The sequence below is a fragment of the Streptomyces sp. NPDC001514 genome (assembly GCF_053597075.1).
In genome coordinates, this window is sequence record NZ_JBSFHO010000007.1 from 20,583 (window position 1) to 36,065 (window position 15,483).

A 15,483-nucleotide genomic window follows, 5' to 3' on the forward strand; every position below is an offset into this window, starting at 1 on the left:
TCAGTTTCGCATCCCGGCTTCGTGTTCGATCGTCCGGTCCCTGCCCGCAAGGCTGCCGACGATGATCTGCGGGACCATGAGCCCCGCCATCAGCGCGAGCGGGAGCTCCCAGCCGCCGCTGTGCTGGTAGAGCACGCCGACCAGGAGGGGGCCGGGGATGGAGATCAGATAGCCGGTGCTCTGGGCGAACGCGGAGAGCCGTACGACGCCGGCGCCGGTGCGCGCACGCATGCCGATCATCGTCAGGGCGAGCGGGAACGCACAGTTGGAGATGCCCAGCAGCAGGGCCCAGGCCCAGGCACCCGCGGCGGGCGCGAGGAAGAGGCCCGCATAGCCCGTGAGTCCGCACAGGCCGAGGGCCACGACGATCGGGCCCTGGGTCCTGAGCCGGGTGGCCAGCCGGGGGATGACGAAGGCGAGGGGTACGCCCATGACCATCGTGATGGCGAGCAGCACGCCTGCCGTCCCGGGCGAGACGCCGGCGTCGCGGAAGATCTGCGGCATCCAGCTCATGGTGATGTACGCACCGGTGGCCTGGAGGCCGAAGAAGCAGGCAAGGGCCCAGGCGGTGCGGCTGCGGGTGATGCGCAGGGCGGGCGCAGTCCCGGCGGCCGGGCCGACGGGCGCGGGCGCGGCCCGGCCGAGCCCCGCGTCCCGGCCACGGTTCCGATCGCGGTCGCCATCGCGGGTCCGATCCCGGTCGCGGTCGCGGTCGCGCACGAGCAGGATCCACGGCAGTACGGCGACGGCGGAGACCAAGGCCCACACCCCGAGGCCGGTGCGCCAACTGCCGCCGAGTGACTCGGTCATGGGCACCGTGGCGGCCGCGGCGAGCGCGGTACCGAGCGACAGGGCCATGGAGTACAGCCCGGTGACGCTGCCTACGCGCTCCGGGAAGTACCGCTTGACGATCACCGGCATCAGGACGTTGCTGACGGCGATGCCCATGAGCGCGAGCGCGCTGGCGGCGAGGAAGCCGGAGGTGCCGCTCGCGAAGGGCCGTATCAGCAGACCCGCGGTGATCGCCGCCATCCCGGCGCAGACGATCGCGGTGGGCCCGAAGCGGCGGGCGAGCCGCGGCGCGGTGAGGCCGAAGACCGCGAAGCACAGCGGCGGTACGGAGGTGAGGATCCCGGCCACGCTGCCGCTCATGTGGAGCCCTCCCCGCGCCTCCTCGAGAAGCGCGCCGAGGCTGGTGATGGCGGGGCGGAGGTTGAGTGCGGCAAGGACGAGTCCGACGAGTACGAGTCGGTTGAGCCAGACCGAGGGGTTCCCGGCGGGAGAATCGGTGAAGGTACGGGATGCCGTGGCGGCGGAGCTCAGGGTCCTGGTGCGGGTACGGGTCCGGGTCCGGGTCTCGTCAGGCATGGAGCCATCATAGAATCATGGGATGATTGATTGTCCAATCCCGAACGAATCTCGTTGACAAGGAGCACCATGGCGCTGTCCTCTCCCCGGCGTTCCGCGCTCTCGGACCAGGTGATCACCGAGCTGCGGAACCAGATCACCACGGGCGAGTGGCCGGTGGGCTCACGGATTCCGACCGAGCCCGAGCTGGTCGAGCAGCTGGGCGTGGCCCGGAACACGGTCCGCGAGGCGGTCCGCGCGCTCGCCCACAACGGCCTCCTGGACATCCGCCAGGGCTCGGGCACGTATGTCGTGGCGACGAGCGAGCTGGCCGGGGTCATGCACAGGAGGTTCGCCGACGCCGATCCGGGCCATGTCGCCGAGGTGCGCTCCACGCTCGAGTCGTCGGCTGCACGACTGGCCGCCGAGCGCCGCACGGAGCGGGATCTGAAGCAGCTGGACGCGCTGCTCGCGCGCCGCGAGGAGGCCTGGGAGACGGGCGACGCGGAGCAGTTCGTCACCGCCGACGCGAGCTTCCACCTGGCCGTGGTCGCCGCGTCCCACAACGAGGTCCTGACCGGGCTCTACGCGGACCTCGGTGACCTGCTGCGCGACTGGCTCCGCGACGACGTGGGCCATGAGCTGCGCCCGGAGCACCACATGGACCACGCACGGCTCGTCGACGCGATCCGCGAGGGTGACGGGCACACCGCGGCGGCGGAGGCCGCGAGCTATCCCTTCATGTGCCTGCGCAAACCGGCCGAGGAAGCGTAGGCGGAGGCGTTGGGCGGAGGCGTTGGGCGGAGGCGTCAGGCGGAGCCTGGGCCCTGCCCGGGAACCCTGAGGGCCTCGCCCCGGGACCCCCGGACCCCGGGACCCCCGGACTCGCGGACCCGCGGACCAGCTCAGGAGGCGCGTACGTGACTCACCCAGGCGGTGCCTATCTCCTTCCAGCAGCGCTCGGTGAGCGTGGCGTGGGCGGTGGGAGCGACATCGACGGGGCGGCTGTCCGCATCGAGGTCCCACCATCGCTCGCACTCGACGTGCAGCTGGACCCGGTCCGTGTCGAGATAGGAGTTGTGGCAGTACGCCGTGGCGCGTGAGCCCTCGACGACGACATCGCAGTCGGCTCCGAACGGCTGCGGGGCGGACTCTCCGGGCGACAGAGAGGCCGCGGTGGACACCGGCAGCAGCAGGGTCGCCAGCACGCCGAGTGCGGACATGGAACGCCAGGTCGTACGCACAAGCAGACCTCCTCGGCCGTACTGCGGAATGCACCGCTGCTGCACCACAAGGGAGGGATTGCCTCTCCAGCGTCGCTGTTCGGCGACCAGGGCGCCCGCTCCGCTACGCCGAACGGGCGATGCCCCGGTCACCCGCACACAGCGGGTGACCGGGGCATCACGGTCGTACGGGTGAATCCGTACTCACAGGTAACGGTGCGTTACGCACCCATCATGTGTACGCCGCCGTCGACGTGGATGATCTCGCCCGTCGTCTTCGGGAACCAGTCCGACAGCAGCGCGACGACACCGCGGCCGGTGGGCTCCGGGTCGGACATGTCCCACTCCAGCGGGGAGCGGTGGTTCCAGACGTCCGCGAGGTCGCTGAAGCCCGGGATGGACTTGGCGGCCATCGAGCCGAGCGGCCCGGCCGAGATCAGGTTGCAGCGGACGTTCTGCTTGCCCAGGTCGCGGGCGAGGTAGCGGGAGGTGGCCTCCAGCGCCGCCTTCGCCGGGCCCATCCAGTCGTACTGCGGCCAGGCGAACTGCGCGTCGAAGGTCAGACCGACCACCGAGGCGCCCTCGTGCGGGAACAGCGGCAGGCAGGCCATGGTCAGCGACTTCAGCGAGAACGCCGAGACGTGCATCGCGGTCGAGACGGACTCGAACGGCGTGTTCAGGAAGTTGCCGCCCAGCGCGTCCTGCGGCGCGAAGCCGATGGAGTGCACGACACCGTCCAGGCTGCCGAGCTCCTCACGGACCATGTCGGCGAGCCGGGCCAGGTGCTCGTCGTTGGTGACGTCGAGCTCGATGACCTTGGCGGGCTTGGGGAGCTTCTTGGCGATCCGCTCGGTCAGGGTGGGCCGCGGGAAGGCCGTCAGGATGATCTCCGCACCCTGCTCCTGGGCCAGCTTCGCGGTGTGGAATGCGATGGAGGACTCCATCAGCACACCGGTGATGAGGATGCGCTTGCCGGCGAGGATTCCACTCATGTGATCAGTGACCCATGCCCAATCCGCCGTCAACCGGGATGACGGCTCCAGTGATGTACGAGGCGTCGTCGGAGGAGAGGAACTTCACCGTGGCGGCGATCTCCTCCGGCTTCGCGTAACGGCCGAGCGGCACCTGCGAGACGATGCCCGCGCGCTGCTCGTCGCTGAGCACCTTGGTCATGTCGGTGTCGACAAAACCGGGTGCGACGACGTTGAAAGTGATGTTCCGCGATCCGAGTTCGCGGGCGAGGGAACGGGCGAAGCCGACGAGACCGGCCTTGGAGGCGGCATAGTTGGCCTGGCCCGCCGAGCCGAGCAGCCCGACCACGGAGGAGATCAGGACGACACGGCCCTTCTTGGCGCGAAGCATGCCGCGGTTGGCGCGCTTCACGACCCGGAAGGTGCCGGTGAGGTTGGTGTCGAGGACGGAGACGAAGTCCTCCTCGGACATCCGCATCAGCAGCTGGTCCTTGGTGACACCGGCGTTGGCCACCAGCACCTCCACGGGACCGTGCTTGTCCTCGATCTCCTTGTAGGCCTGCTCCACCTGCTCGGCGTCGGTGATGTCGCAGCGGACCGGCAGGCAGCCCAGCTTGGTGAGCTCCTCCGGCGGCTCGCCCGACCGGTATGTGATCGCGACCTTGTCGCCGGACTCGGCGAAAGCGCGGGCGATGGCGAGGCCGATGCCCCGGTTTCCTCCGGTGACGAGAACCGAGCGGCTCAACGGATCACCCTTTCGATAGCGGTCTGGTACCTGAAAACCTATCGGTACCGCCCGGCATCGGGAGAATCGGCCACCGACAGTGGCGCCCTGTGTCTGCTGTGGGGACCCTACAGTCGGCGTCCCCGGTGGCCGGGACGCGCGCCGGTGTGACGCTCCGTCCATCGCCGACGGTGACGACGAGTGTGGAAACTCCCTCGGAACTGTCCATGCCGCGTGCTTGACTTCGCGTAGTGATCCGAGCACGCATGCGTGAAAAGGAGAGGCCGCCTGTGGCCCATGACATCGATCAGACGTTTCTCGCGCTGCCGCTGCGGGCGCTCGCCGACGCGGCGCTCGCGCGGGCCCGTGCGCTGGGCGCCGAGCATGCCGACTTCCGGCTGGAGCGGGTGCGCAGTGCGGCGTGGCGGCTGAGGGACGCCAAGCCCGCCGGCTCGTCCGACACGACCGATCTCGGGTATGCGGTGCGGGTGGTGCACGGCGGGGCGTGGGGCTTCGCCTCCGGCGTGGATCTGACCATGGACGCCGCCGCCCGGGTCGCGGGCCAGGCGGTGGCGATGGCGAAGCTGTCCGCCCAGGTGATCGCGGCGGCCGGGTCGGACGAGCGGGTGGAGCTCGCCGAGGAGCCGGTGCATGCGGAGCGGACGTGGGTCTCGTCGTACGAGATCGATCCGTTCACCGTCGCCGACGAGGAGAAGTCCGGGCTGCTCACGGACTGGAGCGCCCGGCTGCTGGGCGCGGAGGGCGTGGCGCATGTGGACGCCTCGCTGCTGACCGTGCACGAGAACAAGTTCTATGCGGACACGGCGGGCACGGTCACCACCCAGCAGCGGGTGCGGTTGCATCCGCAGCTCACGGCGGTCGCCGTGGACGCGACGACCGGTGAATTCGACTCGATGCGGACGATTGCACCGCCGGTGGGCCGCGGCTGGGAGTATCTGACCGGCACGGGCTGGGACTGGGACTCCGAGCTGGAGGAGATCCCGGAGCTGCTCGCCGAGAAGATGCGCGCGCCGAGTGTCGAGGCGGGGCGGTACGACCTGGTCGTCGACCCGTCCAATCTGTGGCTGACGATCCACGAGTCGATCGGCCACGCCACGGAGCTCGACCGGGCGCTGGGCTACGAGGCGGCGTACGCGGGGACGTCCTTCGCGACCTTCGACCAGCTGGGCAAGCTGCGGTACGGCTCGCCGGTGATGAATGTGACGGGCGACAGGACCGCGGAGCACGGTCTTGCCACGATCGGGTACGACGACGAGGGCGTCGAGGCGCAGAGCTGGGATCTCGTCAGGGAGGGCACGCTCGTCGGCTACCAGCTGGACCGGCGCATCGCGCGGCTGACGGGCCTCGGCCGGTCCAACGGCTGCGCCTTCGCGGACTCCCCGGCGCATGTTCCGGTGCAGCGGATGGCGAACGTCTCGCTGCAGCCGGAGCCCGGCGGTCTGTCGACGGAGGACCTGATCGGGGGTGTGGAGCGCGGGATCTATGTGGTCGGCGACCGGTCCTGGTCGATCGACATGCAGCGCTACAACTTCCAGTTCACGGGGCAGCGGTTCTACCGGATCGAGAACGGCCGGCTGGCCGGGCAGCTGCGCGATGTCGCCTACCAGGCGACGACGACGGACTTCTGGGGCTCGATGGAGAAGGTCGGCGGCCCGCAGACGTACGTCCTGGGCGGCGCCTTCAACTGCGGCAAGGCCCAGCCGGGCCAGGTGGCGGCGGTCTCGCACGGCTGCCCGTCCGCCCTGTTCCGCGGCGTGAACATCCTCAACACGACGCAGGAGGCGGGCCGATGAGCACGGGTCGCGCCCACAGCCCCTCCGGCCGGGGGTCCGGGGGTCGACCCCCGGGAAAGCACAGTCTCAATACGACGCAGGAGGCGGGCCGATGAGCACGGGTCGCGCCCACAGCCCCTCCGGCCGGGGGTCCGGGGGTCGCCCCCCGGGAAAGCACAGTCTCAATACGACGCAGGTGGCGGGCCGATGAGCACGGGTCGCGCCCACGTCCCAGGAACGCACAGCCCGAAGACCCAGCAGGAGGCCGGTCGATGAGCCCCGTCAGCAAGCCGCACGAGATCGTCGAGCGCGCCCTCGAGCTGTCCACCGCCGACGGCTGCGTGGTCATCGCCGACGAGCATTCGTCCGCCAATCTCCGCTGGGCGGGGAACGCCCTCACCACGAACGGCGTCACCCGCGGCCGCACCCTCACCGTCATCGCCACGGTCGACGGGACGCAGGGCACCGCGTCCGGTGTGGTGTCGCGGTCGGCCGTGACGGCCGAGGACCTGGAGCCGCTGGTGCGGGCCGCGGAGGCCGCCGCGCGGTCAGCCGGGCCCGCCGAGGACGCGCAGCCGCTGGTGACCGGCGTGCCGGTCGCCGGAGACTTCACGGACGCGCCGGCCGAGACGTCGTCGGCGGTCTTCACGGACTTCGCGCCCGCGCTGGGCGAGGCGTTCGCCCGGGCCCGTTCGGGCGGCCGTGAGCTGTACGGCTTCGCCCATCACACGCTGACCTCGACGTATCTCGGTACGTCCACGGGCGTGCGGCTCCGCCACGACCAGCCGACGGGCACGCTGGAGCTCAACGCCAAGTCTCCTGACCGGACCCGTTCCGCCTGGGCGGGCCGGGCGACGCGGGACTTCAAGGACGTGGACCCGGCCGCGCTGGACGCGGAGCTGGCGACGCGCCTGGGCTGGGCCGAGCGGCGGATCGAGCTGCCCGCCGGCCGCTACGAGACCCTGCTGCCGCCCACCGCCGTCGCCGACCTGCTGATCTACCAGCTGTGGTCGTCGACCGGCCGGGACGCCGCGGAGGGCCGTACGGTCTTCTCGAAGCCCGGCGGCGGCACCCGTATCGGCGAGACCCTGTCCGAGCTGCCGCTCACCCTGCGCAGCGACCCGAACGAGCCGGGTCTGGAGTCCGCGCCGTTCGTGATCGCGCACGCGTCCGGCGACGACGCCTCGGTCTTCGACAACGGTCTTCCGCTGTCCGCGACCACGTGGGTACGGGAAGGAACGCTGGACCGGCTGGTCACCACCCGGCACAGCGCGGGCCTGACCGGCCTGCCGGTGTCCCCCGGTGTCGGCAACCTGATCCTGGACGGCGGCGGCGAGCGCTCGCTGGAGGACATGGTCGCGAGCACGGAGCGCGGCCTGCTGCTGACCTGCCTCTGGTACATCCGCGAGGTCGACCCGGCGACGCTGCTGCTCACCGGCCTGACCAGGGACGGCGTCTATCTCGTCGAGAACGGCGAGGTGGTCGGCGAAGTGAACAACTTCCGGTTCAACGAGTCGCCCGTCGATCTGCTGTCCCGGGCCGCCGAGGCGGGCCGTACGGAGAGGACGCTGCCGCGCGAGTGGAGCGACTGGTTCACCCGGGCCGCGATGCCCGCGCTCCGGGTCCCCGATTTCAATATGAGTTCGGTCAGCCAGGGCGTATAACCTCGGAGACGTCCGCGAGGACGTTCGCGAGGACACCCGCAAGCACAACCGTAAGCACACCTGAGGAGACGCGAGAGACGTGACGGACATCGTCGACGAACTGCAGTGGCGGGGGCTGATCGCCCTGTCCACTGACGAGGACGCACTGCGCAAGGCGTTCGCGGACGGTCCCGTCACGTTCTATTGCGGCTTCGACCCGACCGCGCCCAGCCTGCACCTGGGGAATCTGGTCCAGATCCTGACCATGCGCCGGATCCAGCAGGCGGGCAACCGCCCGCTGGGTCTGGTCGGCGGCGCGACGGGCCTCATCGGCGACCCGAAGCCGAACGCCGAGCGCACGCTCAACGCGCCGGACGTCGTCGCGTCCTGGGTGGGGCGACTGCGCGGGCAGATCGAGCGGTTCCTCGACTTCGAGGGTCCGCACGCCGCGACCATGGTCAACAACCTGGACTGGACGGCGGGCCTGTCGGCGATCGACTTCCTGCGTGACGTCGGCAAGCACTTCCGGGTCAACAAGATGATCGCGAAGGAGGCGGTCGCCCGGCGGCTGAACTCCGACGCGGGCATCAGCTACACCGAGTTCAGCTACCAGATCCTTCAGGGCATGGACTTCCTCGAGCTGTACCGGCGGTACGGCTGCGTCCTGCAGACCGGCGGCAGCGACCAGTGGGGCAATCTCACCGCGGGTGCCGATCTGATCCACAAGGTCGAGCCGCATGCCGCGGTGCACGCCCTGGCCACTCCGCTGATCACGAAGGCGGACGGCACGAAGTTCGGCAAGACGGAGACCGGCACGGTCTGGCTGGACGCCGAGCTGACCACGCCGTACGCGTTCTACCAGTTCTGGCTGAACGCGGACGACCGCGATGTCTCCAAGTTCCTGCGGATCTTCAGCTTCAAGTCCCGCGAGGAGATCGAGGAGCTGGAGCGGCTGACCGAGGAGCGTCCGCAGGCGCGGGCGGCCCAGCGGGCGCTGGCGGAGGAGCTGACGACGCTGGTGCACGGCGCCGACCAGTGCGCGGCGGCCGTGGGCGCGTCGAAGGCGCTGTTCGGTCAGGGCGAGCTGACCGAGCTCGACGAGCCGACGCTGCGTGCGGCGCTCGCCGAGCTGCCGCACGCGCGGGTGGCCGAGCTCGCTCCGGTCGTGGACCTCTTCGCCGAGGTGGGTCTGGTGGCCAGCAAGTCGGCGGCCCGCCGCACCGTGAAGGAGGGCGGGGCCTACGTGAACAATGTGAAGGTCACGGCCGAGGACGCGGTCCCGGCCCAGGAGGATCTGCTGCACGGTCGCTGGCTCGTGCTGCGGCGCGGCAAGAAGAACCTTGCGGCCGTCGAGGTCGCGGCCGGCTGACCCGGCGCACAGGACACGGCAGCGGCCGGGTGGGTACCGATCCCCACCCGGCCGCTGTCGTGCCGGGGTGTCGTACAAGGGCCTCCCGGCGCCCTGTCAGGCGTGCTGCTTTTTGCCGCGCAGGGCCATGTAGGCCATGTCGCCGAGCCAGACGACGATCACTGCGGCGACGATCTGCAGCGCGTGCCGTCCCCAGTCGATGCCCGGGGTCTCGCCGATGCCGAATGCCACGGCGAGAGAGTTGCCGACGATCCCGCCGATGATGCCGAAGATCGTGATGAGCCAGAGCGGGCTGTGCTGCTTCCCCGGCAGGATCGCCTTCGCCAGCAATCCCAGCACGAACCCGACGATGATCGCCCACAACCAGCCCATGGCTGCCTCCTGGTTCGGATCGACGTGAGCAGTTACGGACAGTCTCAGCGTATCCGCCATACGGCGCATGTCGGACAGCTCCGTACGTGGTGCGGCGGCGGACGTATGCCCAGGTAAGCAGTGACCCGGTCTCGAACGCGTCGCACCCGCGGCGTACCGTGGAGCCAGGACCGGGCCGGGGAGAGTCCGGCATGGTGGTCGTCGGGCGGTGGAATGTCATGCGGAAGCGGAGTACGACCGAAGTCTTCCGGATCACCGGAGCCCGCAAGGGGCTCGCCGACGATGTGCGCGGCCGGCAGCGCCGCTATGTGATCTCGATGTCGATCCGGACCGTGGCGGTGATCCTGGCCGCGGCGCTCTGGGGCGTCGAGCGGCATGTGGCGATCGTGGCGCTGGTGCTGGGTGCGCTGCTGCCGTACATCTCCGTGGTGATCGCCAATGCCGGCCGGGAGAGCGCGCCGGCCCTGCCGTCGACGTTCATCGCCCCACCGGTGCGGCCGATGCTCGACGCGGGCGGACCCGCGGGCGGCGCGGAGCCCCCCGCGGCGGAGGCGGGCGGCCCCGGAGCGGAGGAACAGGCGGAACGGCCCGCCCATCAGAGTTGACCCCCGTCGGCCCCCGGGGCCGGTGCTCCGCGGGCCTCGAAGCCCGGAAAACCGGGCTCTGCAAAGCTCAAGAAAAGCTCAGATCAATCGTGAAGTTCCAGTGCACCGCAGCCGGTTCTGCGTGACATACTGCGTGTGCGCTCCGCATCCCCCGTCGGAGCGACGGACCGACGCCGGGCAGCTCCCCCCGTGGCTGCTCGGCGTCGCCATTGGGGGCCAATGGTCCTGTCGGCCGATGATCGTCGGTGATCGTGGACAATGATCGAGTGAGTGACGAGACCCCGATCTGTTCCGCAAAGGGCTGCCGTACCGCCGCCGTCTGGGTGCTGGCGTGGAACAACCCGAAGCTGCACACGCCGGAGCGCCGCAAGACCTGGCTCGCGTGCGACGAACACCGCGAGCATCTGTCCCAGTTCCTGGGTGTCCGGGGTTTCCTCAAGGACGTCGTGACGCTCGACGAGTGGGAGCGGGATTCAGCCGCCGATGGCTGACATGGGGCGCTCGGGCTGAAGGAACGACGGGTCGTCGAGACCGGACCCGGCCTTCTTGCCCCACATCGCGAGCTTCCAGATCCGGGCGATCTCCTCGTCCGGTGCGCCGGAGCGCAGGGCCCCGCGCAGATCGGTCTCCTCCTGGGCGAAGAGACAGGTGCGGACCTGGCCGTCGGCGGTGAGCCGGGTGCGGTCGCAGGCGCGGCAGAACGGGCGGGTGACGGAGGCGATGACCCCTACCCGGTGCGGTCCGCCGTCCACGAGCCAGCGCTCGGCGGGCGCGGAGCCGCGGGCCTCGTCGCCCTCGGGGGTGAGGCTGAAACGCGTACGCAGCGATTCGAGGATGTCACCCGCGGTGATCATGCCGTCGCGCTTCCAGCCGTGCTGGGCGTCCAGCGGCATCTGCTCGATGAACCGCAGTTCGTAGTCGTGCTCCACGGCCCAGGCGAGCAGGTCGGGGGCCTCGTCGTCGTTGAGCCCGGGCATGAGGACCGTGTTGACCTTGACGGGGGTCAGTCCGGCGTCGCGGGCGGCCTCCAGTCCCTCCAGCACGTGGTGGTGGCGGTCGCGGCGGGTGAGGGTCTTGAAGACGTCGGGGCGCAGGGTGTCGAGGGAGACGTTGACCCGGTCCAGGCCCGCGGCCTTGAGCGCGGTCGCGGTGCGCTTCAGGCCTATGCCGTTGGTGGTCAGCGACATCTTCGGGCGGGGCGCGAGCGCGGCGCAGCGCTCGACGATGCCGACCAGTCCGGGCCGGAGCAACGGCTCACCGCCGGTGAAGCGGACCTCGGTGATCCCCAGGTCCGTGACGGCGATACGGATCAGCCGGACGATCTCGTCATCGGTGAGCAGGGTCGACTTGGTGAGCCACTGCAGACCCTCTTCCGGCATGCAGTACGAGCAGCGCAGATTGCACCGGTCCGTGAGCGAAACCCTCAGGTCAGTGGCCACACGGCCGTAGGTGTCGATAAGCACTGCGGGCCCCCTCCCCGGTGTCCGGAAGTCGTACAGGAACTCGTGTATACAGCCGAGCCTACGCGACACCTGTGACAACGACAGGTGCTGATTACCACGACGAACGACGCGGCCGCGTCGTAGGACCCTACGACGCGGCCGCGCTCATCTGTATGACAGAACCCTCCTCAGTGGGCGCCCACGCCTGTGAGCGACTTGACCTCGAGCTCCGCGTACTTGCCCTTGTCCGGCTCCTCCTTGGAGAGGAGGGAGCCGATCCAGCCGAGCAGGAAGCCCAGCGGGATGGAGACCAGGCCGGGGTTGTCCAGCGGGAACCAGGCGAAGTCCGCGGACGGGAACATCGAGGTGGGCTTGCCCGAGACGACCCCGGAGAAGAGGACCAGCACGACCGACGAGATCAGGCCACCGTAGATCGACCAGATGGCGCCCTGCGTGGTGAACCTCTTCCAGAAGAGGCTGTAGAGGATCGTGGGCAGATTGGCGGAGGCGGCGACCGCGAAGGCGAGTGCGACGAGACCGGCCACGTTCAGATCGCGGGCCAGTGCGCCGAGCGCGATGGAGACGATGCCGATGAGGACCGTGGCCCAGCGGGCCGCGCGGACCTCTTCCTGCTCGGTGGCCTGTCCCCTGCGGATGACGTTGGCGTAGATGTCGTGCGCGAAGGACGACGAGGACGCCAGGGTCAGTCCGGCGACGACGGCGAGGATGGTGGCGAAGGCGACCGCGGAGATCACGGCGAGCAGGATCGCGCCGCCCGCCGAGTCGACCCCGCCGATGTGGAGCGCGAGCAGCGGCGCCGCCGTGTTGCCGGCCTTGTTGGAGGCGGTGATCTCCTCGGGTCCGACGAGCGCCGCGGCGCCGAAGCCGAGCGCGATCGTCATCAGGTAGAAGGCGCCGATGATGCCGATGGCCCAGATGACGGACTTACGGGCGGCTTTGGCAGTCGGCACCGTGTAGAAGCGGATGAGGATGTGCGGCAGACCCGCGGTACCCAGCACCAGCGCGATGCCGAGCGAGATGAAGTCCAGCTTGGAGGTGCCGGTGGCACCGTACTTGAGGCCGGGCTCCAGGAACGCCGCGCCCTTGCCGCTCTGCTCGGCGGCCTTGCCGAGCAGGTCGGAGATGTTGAAGTTGAACTTCCACAGCACCAGGAAGGTGATGAGCAGGGTGCCCGCGATGAGCAGGACGGCCTTGACCATCTGCACCCAGGTGGTGCCCTTCATACCGCCGATGGTGACGTACACGATCATCAGTACGCCGACGAGGGCGACGATCGCGATCTTTCCGGCGTCGGTGGTGATGCCGAGCAGCAGGGACACGAGCACGCCCGCACCCGCCATCTGGGCGAGCAGATAGAAGATCGAGACGACGATGGTGGAGGTGCCGGCGGCGGTACGGACCGGGCGCTGGCGCATGCGGTACGCGAGGACGTCGCCCATGGTGAACCGGCCGGAGTTACGCAGCGGTTCGGCGACGAGCAGCAGGGCTACCAGCCAGGCGACCAGGAAGCCGATGGAGTACAGGAAGCCGTCGTACCCGAAGAGGGCGATGGCGCCGGCGATGCCGAGGAAGGACGCGGCGGACATGTAGTCGCCGGAGATGGCGAGGCCGTTCTGGAAGCCGGTGAACTGGCGCCCGCCCGCGTAGAAGTCGGCGGCGCTCTTGGTCTGCCGGCCGGCCCAGACGGTGATGAACAGCGTCGCGACGACGAAGGCGGCGAAGAGCGAGATGATCAGCGGCCGGTGCTCGGAGGTGGCACTCGATGCCGCGAGCTGGACGCTCTGGAGGGTGGTGCTGCTCATGCGTCGGCCTCCATACGGGACTTGATCGCTTCCGCCTTGGGGTCGAGCTTCTCGGCCGCGTGCCGCGCATAGAACCAGGCGATGAGGAATGTGGTGGCGAACTGGGCGAGCCCGAGGACGAGCGCCACGTTGATGTTGCCGAAGAGCTTGGTACCCATGAAGCCGCCCGCGTAGTTGGACAGCAGGACGTACAGCAGGTACCAGGCGATGAAGGCGATGGTCAGGGGGAAGGCGAAGGAGCGGTACGTGCGGCGCAGTTCGCCGAATTCCGCACTCTCCTGCACCTCGGCGAACTGCTCCGTCGTGGGCTGGGCAGGACTGGTGTCCGTACCGCCCTTGGGCGGCGGCGGTGCATCGGTAGCCACGGAATCTCCTCGCGACGCGGGTGCGGTAGACATGGATACGGGGACCTCACGGGGGAAGGAGTGATGGTGCTCCACTCCCTGACAACGGCACGGACGCAACAGCGGAGCGGTTCACTTCCGGTCCTTCTCGTCAGGGTTTCCATCGGAAGTCGTTGATGTACCCCGATGATCGGGATAACTTCACTCGTCATGTACCCGCCCATTCGCACCGGGTGTCTGGGCGGCTTTACGGATGATGTGGAGAACCCATGGCTCATCTGCGATCCAGACGGACGCGCGCAATAGCTCTGCCCGCCGGTCTGGCGCTCACGGCCTCGCTCGGTTTCCTGCCCTCGGGTGCGGCGTCGGCCGCTTCCCTCGACGACACCGCCCCGGCCGCCGTCACCACGGACGGTCCGAAGCTGTCGTACGTCGTCAACACGCATGGCGGTCACTCCACCGCCAAGGCCGTGAAGAGGGCGATCGCGAAGGCCGGTGGAACGGTGGTGATCGCCTACGACCAGATCGGCGTCATCGTCGTCCACTCGCAGAACCCCGACTTCGCGAAGCAGATCCGCACGGTCAGGGGCGTCACATCGGCGGGCGCCACCCGCACCAACCCGCTGGCCCCGCAGACCGACACGGCCATCGACGTCGAGCAGCCCCTCGGCACCGCCGAGGCGGCCCAGGCGGCGGCGGAGGCCACGGGCGAGCAGGACCCGTTCGAGCCGCTGCAGTGGGACCTGCCCGCCATCAAGGCGGACAAGGCCCACCAGAAGACGCTGGGGAGCAGGAACGTCACCGTCGCCGTCATCGACACGGGCGTCGACGACACGCACCCCGACCTCGCGCCGAACTTCGACGTCAAGGCGTCCGCCAACTGCGTGTCCGGCGCGCCGGACACGACCCCCGGCTCGTGGCGGCCGGCGGCGGGCGAGAGCGACCACGGCACCCACGTGGCGGGCACCATCGCCGCCGCGAAGAACGGCGTCGGCGTGACCGGCGTCGCCCCCGGCGTCAAGGTGTCGGGCATCAAGGTGGCCAACCCCGACGGCTTCTTCTACACCGAGTCGGTCGTCTGCGGGTTCGTCTGGGCCGCCGAGCACGGCGTCGACGTCACCAACAACAGCTACTACACGGACCCGTGGCTGTTCGCCTGCAAGAACGACGAGGACCAGAAGGCCCTCATCGAGTCGGTCACCCGGGCGTCGCGGTACGCGGAGCGCAAGGGCGCGGTCAATGTCGCCGCGGCCGGCAACTCGCGGATGGACCTGGCCGCGAACGAGCTGACCGACACCACCAGCCCCAACGACACCACGCCGGTGACGCGCGTCATCAACCCGCGCGAGTGCTTCGACTACCCGACCATGCTGCCGGGTGTCGTCACCGTCTCCGCGACCGGGGCCAAGGGTCTGAAGTCGTCGTACTCGAACTACGGCAACGGCACCATCGACATCTCGGCGCCCGGCGGCGACTCGACGGCCTACCAGAAGCCGGACGCCCCGGCCACGAGCGGCCTGATCCTGTCGACGGTGATGAACGGCGGGTACGGCTACAAGGCCGGTACGTCGATGGCGTCCCCGCATGTCGCGGGTGTCGCCGCGCTCATCAAGTCGACGCACCCGCACGCCTCGGCGGCTGCGGTCAAGGCGCTGCTGTACGCGCAGGCCGACGACACGGCGTGCGGCGCGCCGTACGACATCAACGGCGACGGCACCGTCGACGCCGTGTGCGAGGGCGGCACGGCCAAGAACGGGTTCTACGGGACCGGGCTGACGGACGCGCTGGACGCGGTTCGCCGGTAAGCGAGTTGTGCTGAGGGGCCCG

At 69.7% G+C, this 15,483-nt stretch carries 15 protein-coding genes; 7 read left to right on the forward strand and 8 right to left on the reverse strand.

Translation table 11 applies throughout. The features are described 5' to 3' along the window. Nucleotides 1–1,368, reverse strand: a complete 1,368-nt coding sequence (locus tag ACWCXB_RS10080) for a CynX/NimT family MFS transporter (RefSeq protein ID WP_450721001.1) — start codon at nucleotides 1,366–1,368, stop codon at nucleotides 1–3. 69 nt (nucleotides 1,369–1,437) lie between these two features. Here ACWCXB_RS10080 and ACWCXB_RS10085 point away from each other — a divergent pair, with 69 nt between their 5' ends. Continuing rightward, complete coding sequence (locus ACWCXB_RS10085; protein WP_450721003.1) at nucleotides 1,438–2,121, forward strand: FadR/GntR family transcriptional regulator; 684 nt, start codon at nucleotides 1,438–1,440, stop codon at nucleotides 2,119–2,121. A gap of 131 nt (nucleotides 2,122–2,252) precedes the next feature. Here ACWCXB_RS10085 and ACWCXB_RS10090 read toward each other — a convergent pair whose 3' ends face one another. The 3 genes from ACWCXB_RS10090 to fabG form a co-directional block, all read right to left on the reverse strand. After that, nucleotides 2,253–2,570, reverse strand: coding sequence for a hypothetical protein (locus tag ACWCXB_RS10090; RefSeq protein WP_450721345.1), 318 nt, complete (start codon nucleotides 2,568–2,570; stop codon nucleotides 2,253–2,255). 221 nt (nucleotides 2,571–2,791) lie between these two features. Next, nucleotides 2,792–3,562, reverse strand: a complete 771-nt coding sequence (gene fabI / locus ACWCXB_RS10095) for an enoyl-ACP reductase FabI (RefSeq protein ID WP_450721005.1) — start codon at nucleotides 3,560–3,562, stop codon at nucleotides 2,792–2,794. A 4-nt stretch (nucleotides 3,563–3,566) separates the two neighbouring features. Next, entirely contained in the window at nucleotides 3,567–4,286 is a 720-nt protein-coding gene (gene fabG, locus ACWCXB_RS10100) for a 3-oxoacyl-[acyl-carrier-protein] reductase (RefSeq protein WP_450721007.1), read from the reverse strand. 269 nt (nucleotides 4,287–4,555) lie between these two features. Between fabG and ACWCXB_RS10105 the strand changes: the two genes are divergently transcribed. From ACWCXB_RS10105 to tyrS, 3 genes are all read left to right on the forward strand, one after another. Continuing rightward, nucleotides 4,556–6,079 (forward strand): TldD/PmbA family protein, encoded by a 1,524-nt coding sequence (locus ACWCXB_RS10105; RefSeq protein ID WP_450721009.1) that lies wholly within the window; start codon nucleotides 4,556–4,558, stop codon nucleotides 6,077–6,079. A gap of 251 nt (nucleotides 6,080–6,330) precedes the next feature. After that, on the forward strand, nucleotides 6,331–7,722 hold the full coding sequence (locus ACWCXB_RS10110; RefSeq protein ID WP_450721011.1) for a metallopeptidase TldD-related protein: 1,392 nt from the start codon (nucleotides 6,331–6,333) through the stop codon (nucleotides 7,720–7,722). 79 nt (nucleotides 7,723–7,801) lie between these two features. Next, a complete protein-coding gene (gene tyrS, locus ACWCXB_RS10115) occupies nucleotides 7,802–9,070 on the forward strand; it encodes a tyrosine--tRNA ligase (RefSeq protein ID WP_450721013.1) in 1,269 nt (422 codons plus the stop codon). 96 nt (nucleotides 9,071–9,166) lie between these two features. On the opposite strand, the gene ACWCXB_RS10120 is transcribed toward tyrS, so the two are convergent. Then, nucleotides 9,167–9,442: a GlsB/YeaQ/YmgE family stress response membrane protein gene (locus ACWCXB_RS10120; protein WP_450721346.1), complete on the reverse strand. Its 276-nt coding sequence runs from the start codon at nucleotides 9,440–9,442 to the stop codon at nucleotides 9,167–9,169. A gap of 218 nt (nucleotides 9,443–9,660) precedes the next feature. On the opposite strand from ACWCXB_RS10120, the gene ACWCXB_RS10125 reads away from it, so the two are divergent. Both ACWCXB_RS10125 and ACWCXB_RS10130 read left to right on the forward strand, forming a co-directional pair. After that, complete coding sequence (locus ACWCXB_RS10125) at nucleotides 9,661–10,047, forward strand: DUF3099 domain-containing protein (protein ID WP_450721015.1); 387 nt, start codon at nucleotides 9,661–9,663, stop codon at nucleotides 10,045–10,047. A 266-nt stretch (nucleotides 10,048–10,313) separates the two neighbouring features. Then, entirely contained in the window at nucleotides 10,314–10,538 is a 225-nt protein-coding gene (locus ACWCXB_RS10130; RefSeq protein WP_450721017.1) for a hypothetical protein, read from the forward strand. On the opposite strand, the gene moaA is transcribed toward ACWCXB_RS10130, so the two are convergent. The 3 genes from moaA to ACWCXB_RS10145 all read right to left on the reverse strand — a co-directional run bounded on the left by moaA (nucleotide 10,521) and on the right by ACWCXB_RS10145 (nucleotide 13,677). Continuing rightward, nucleotides 10,521–11,510 (reverse strand): GTP 3',8-cyclase MoaA, encoded by a 990-nt coding sequence (gene moaA, locus ACWCXB_RS10135; RefSeq protein WP_450721019.1) that lies wholly within the window; start codon nucleotides 11,508–11,510, stop codon nucleotides 10,521–10,523. The two genes, ACWCXB_RS10130 and moaA, sit on opposite strands and share 18 nt — an antisense overlap. Before the next feature lie 167 nt (nucleotides 11,511–11,677). After that, a complete protein-coding gene (locus ACWCXB_RS10140) occupies nucleotides 11,678–13,312 on the reverse strand; it encodes a solute symporter family protein (RefSeq protein ID WP_450721021.1) in 1,635 nt (544 codons plus the stop codon). After that, the gene (locus ACWCXB_RS10145) at nucleotides 13,309–13,677 is read right to left on the reverse strand and encodes a DUF485 domain-containing protein (RefSeq protein ID WP_450721023.1); all 369 of its coding nucleotides are present in this window, start codon (nucleotides 13,675–13,677) and stop codon (nucleotides 13,309–13,311) included. Before ACWCXB_RS10145 ends, ACWCXB_RS10140 begins: the two co-directional genes overlap by 4 nt. A gap of 248 nt (nucleotides 13,678–13,925) precedes the next feature. On the opposite strand from ACWCXB_RS10145, the gene ACWCXB_RS10150 reads away from it, so the two are divergent. After that, on the forward strand, nucleotides 13,926–15,461 hold the full coding sequence (locus tag ACWCXB_RS10150) for a S8 family peptidase (protein ID WP_450721025.1): 1,536 nt from the start codon (nucleotides 13,926–13,928) through the stop codon (nucleotides 15,459–15,461). Nucleotides 15,462–15,483: the final 22 nt, after the last annotated feature.

Excerpts from the sequence above, each read along its gene's own strand:
- ACWCXB_RS10110 (WP_450721011.1), top strand. The coding sequence starts at position 6,331 with ATGAGCCCCGTCAGCAAGCCGCACGAGATCGTCGAGCGCGCCCTCGAG.
- ACWCXB_RS10080 (WP_450721001.1), bottom strand. The coding sequence starts at position 1,368 with ATGCCTGACGAGACCCGGACCCGGACCCGTACCCGCACCAGGACCCTG.
- ACWCXB_RS10125 (WP_450721015.1), top strand. The coding sequence starts at position 9,661 with ATGCGGAAGCGGAGTACGACCGAAGTCTTCCGGATCACCGGAGCCCGC.
- ACWCXB_RS10085 (WP_450721003.1), top strand. The coding sequence starts at position 1,438 with ATGGCGCTGTCCTCTCCCCGGCGTTCCGCGCTCTCGGACCAGGTGATC.
- ACWCXB_RS10120 (WP_450721346.1), bottom strand. The coding sequence starts at position 9,442 with ATGGGCTGGTTGTGGGCGATCATCGTCGGGTTCGTGCTGGGATTGCTG.
- ACWCXB_RS10140 (WP_450721021.1), bottom strand. The coding sequence starts at position 13,312 with ATGAGCAGCACCACCCTCCAGAGCGTCCAGCTCGCGGCATCGAGTGCC.
- fabI (WP_450721005.1), bottom strand. The coding sequence starts at position 3,562 with ATGAGTGGAATCCTCGCCGGCAAGCGCATCCTCATCACCGGTGTGCTG.
- ACWCXB_RS10090 (WP_450721345.1), bottom strand. The coding sequence starts at position 2,570 with ATGTCCGCACTCGGCGTGCTGGCGACCCTGCTGCTGCCGGTGTCCACC.
- ACWCXB_RS10150 (WP_450721025.1), top strand. The coding sequence starts at position 13,926 with ATGGCTCATCTGCGATCCAGACGGACGCGCGCAATAGCTCTGCCCGCC.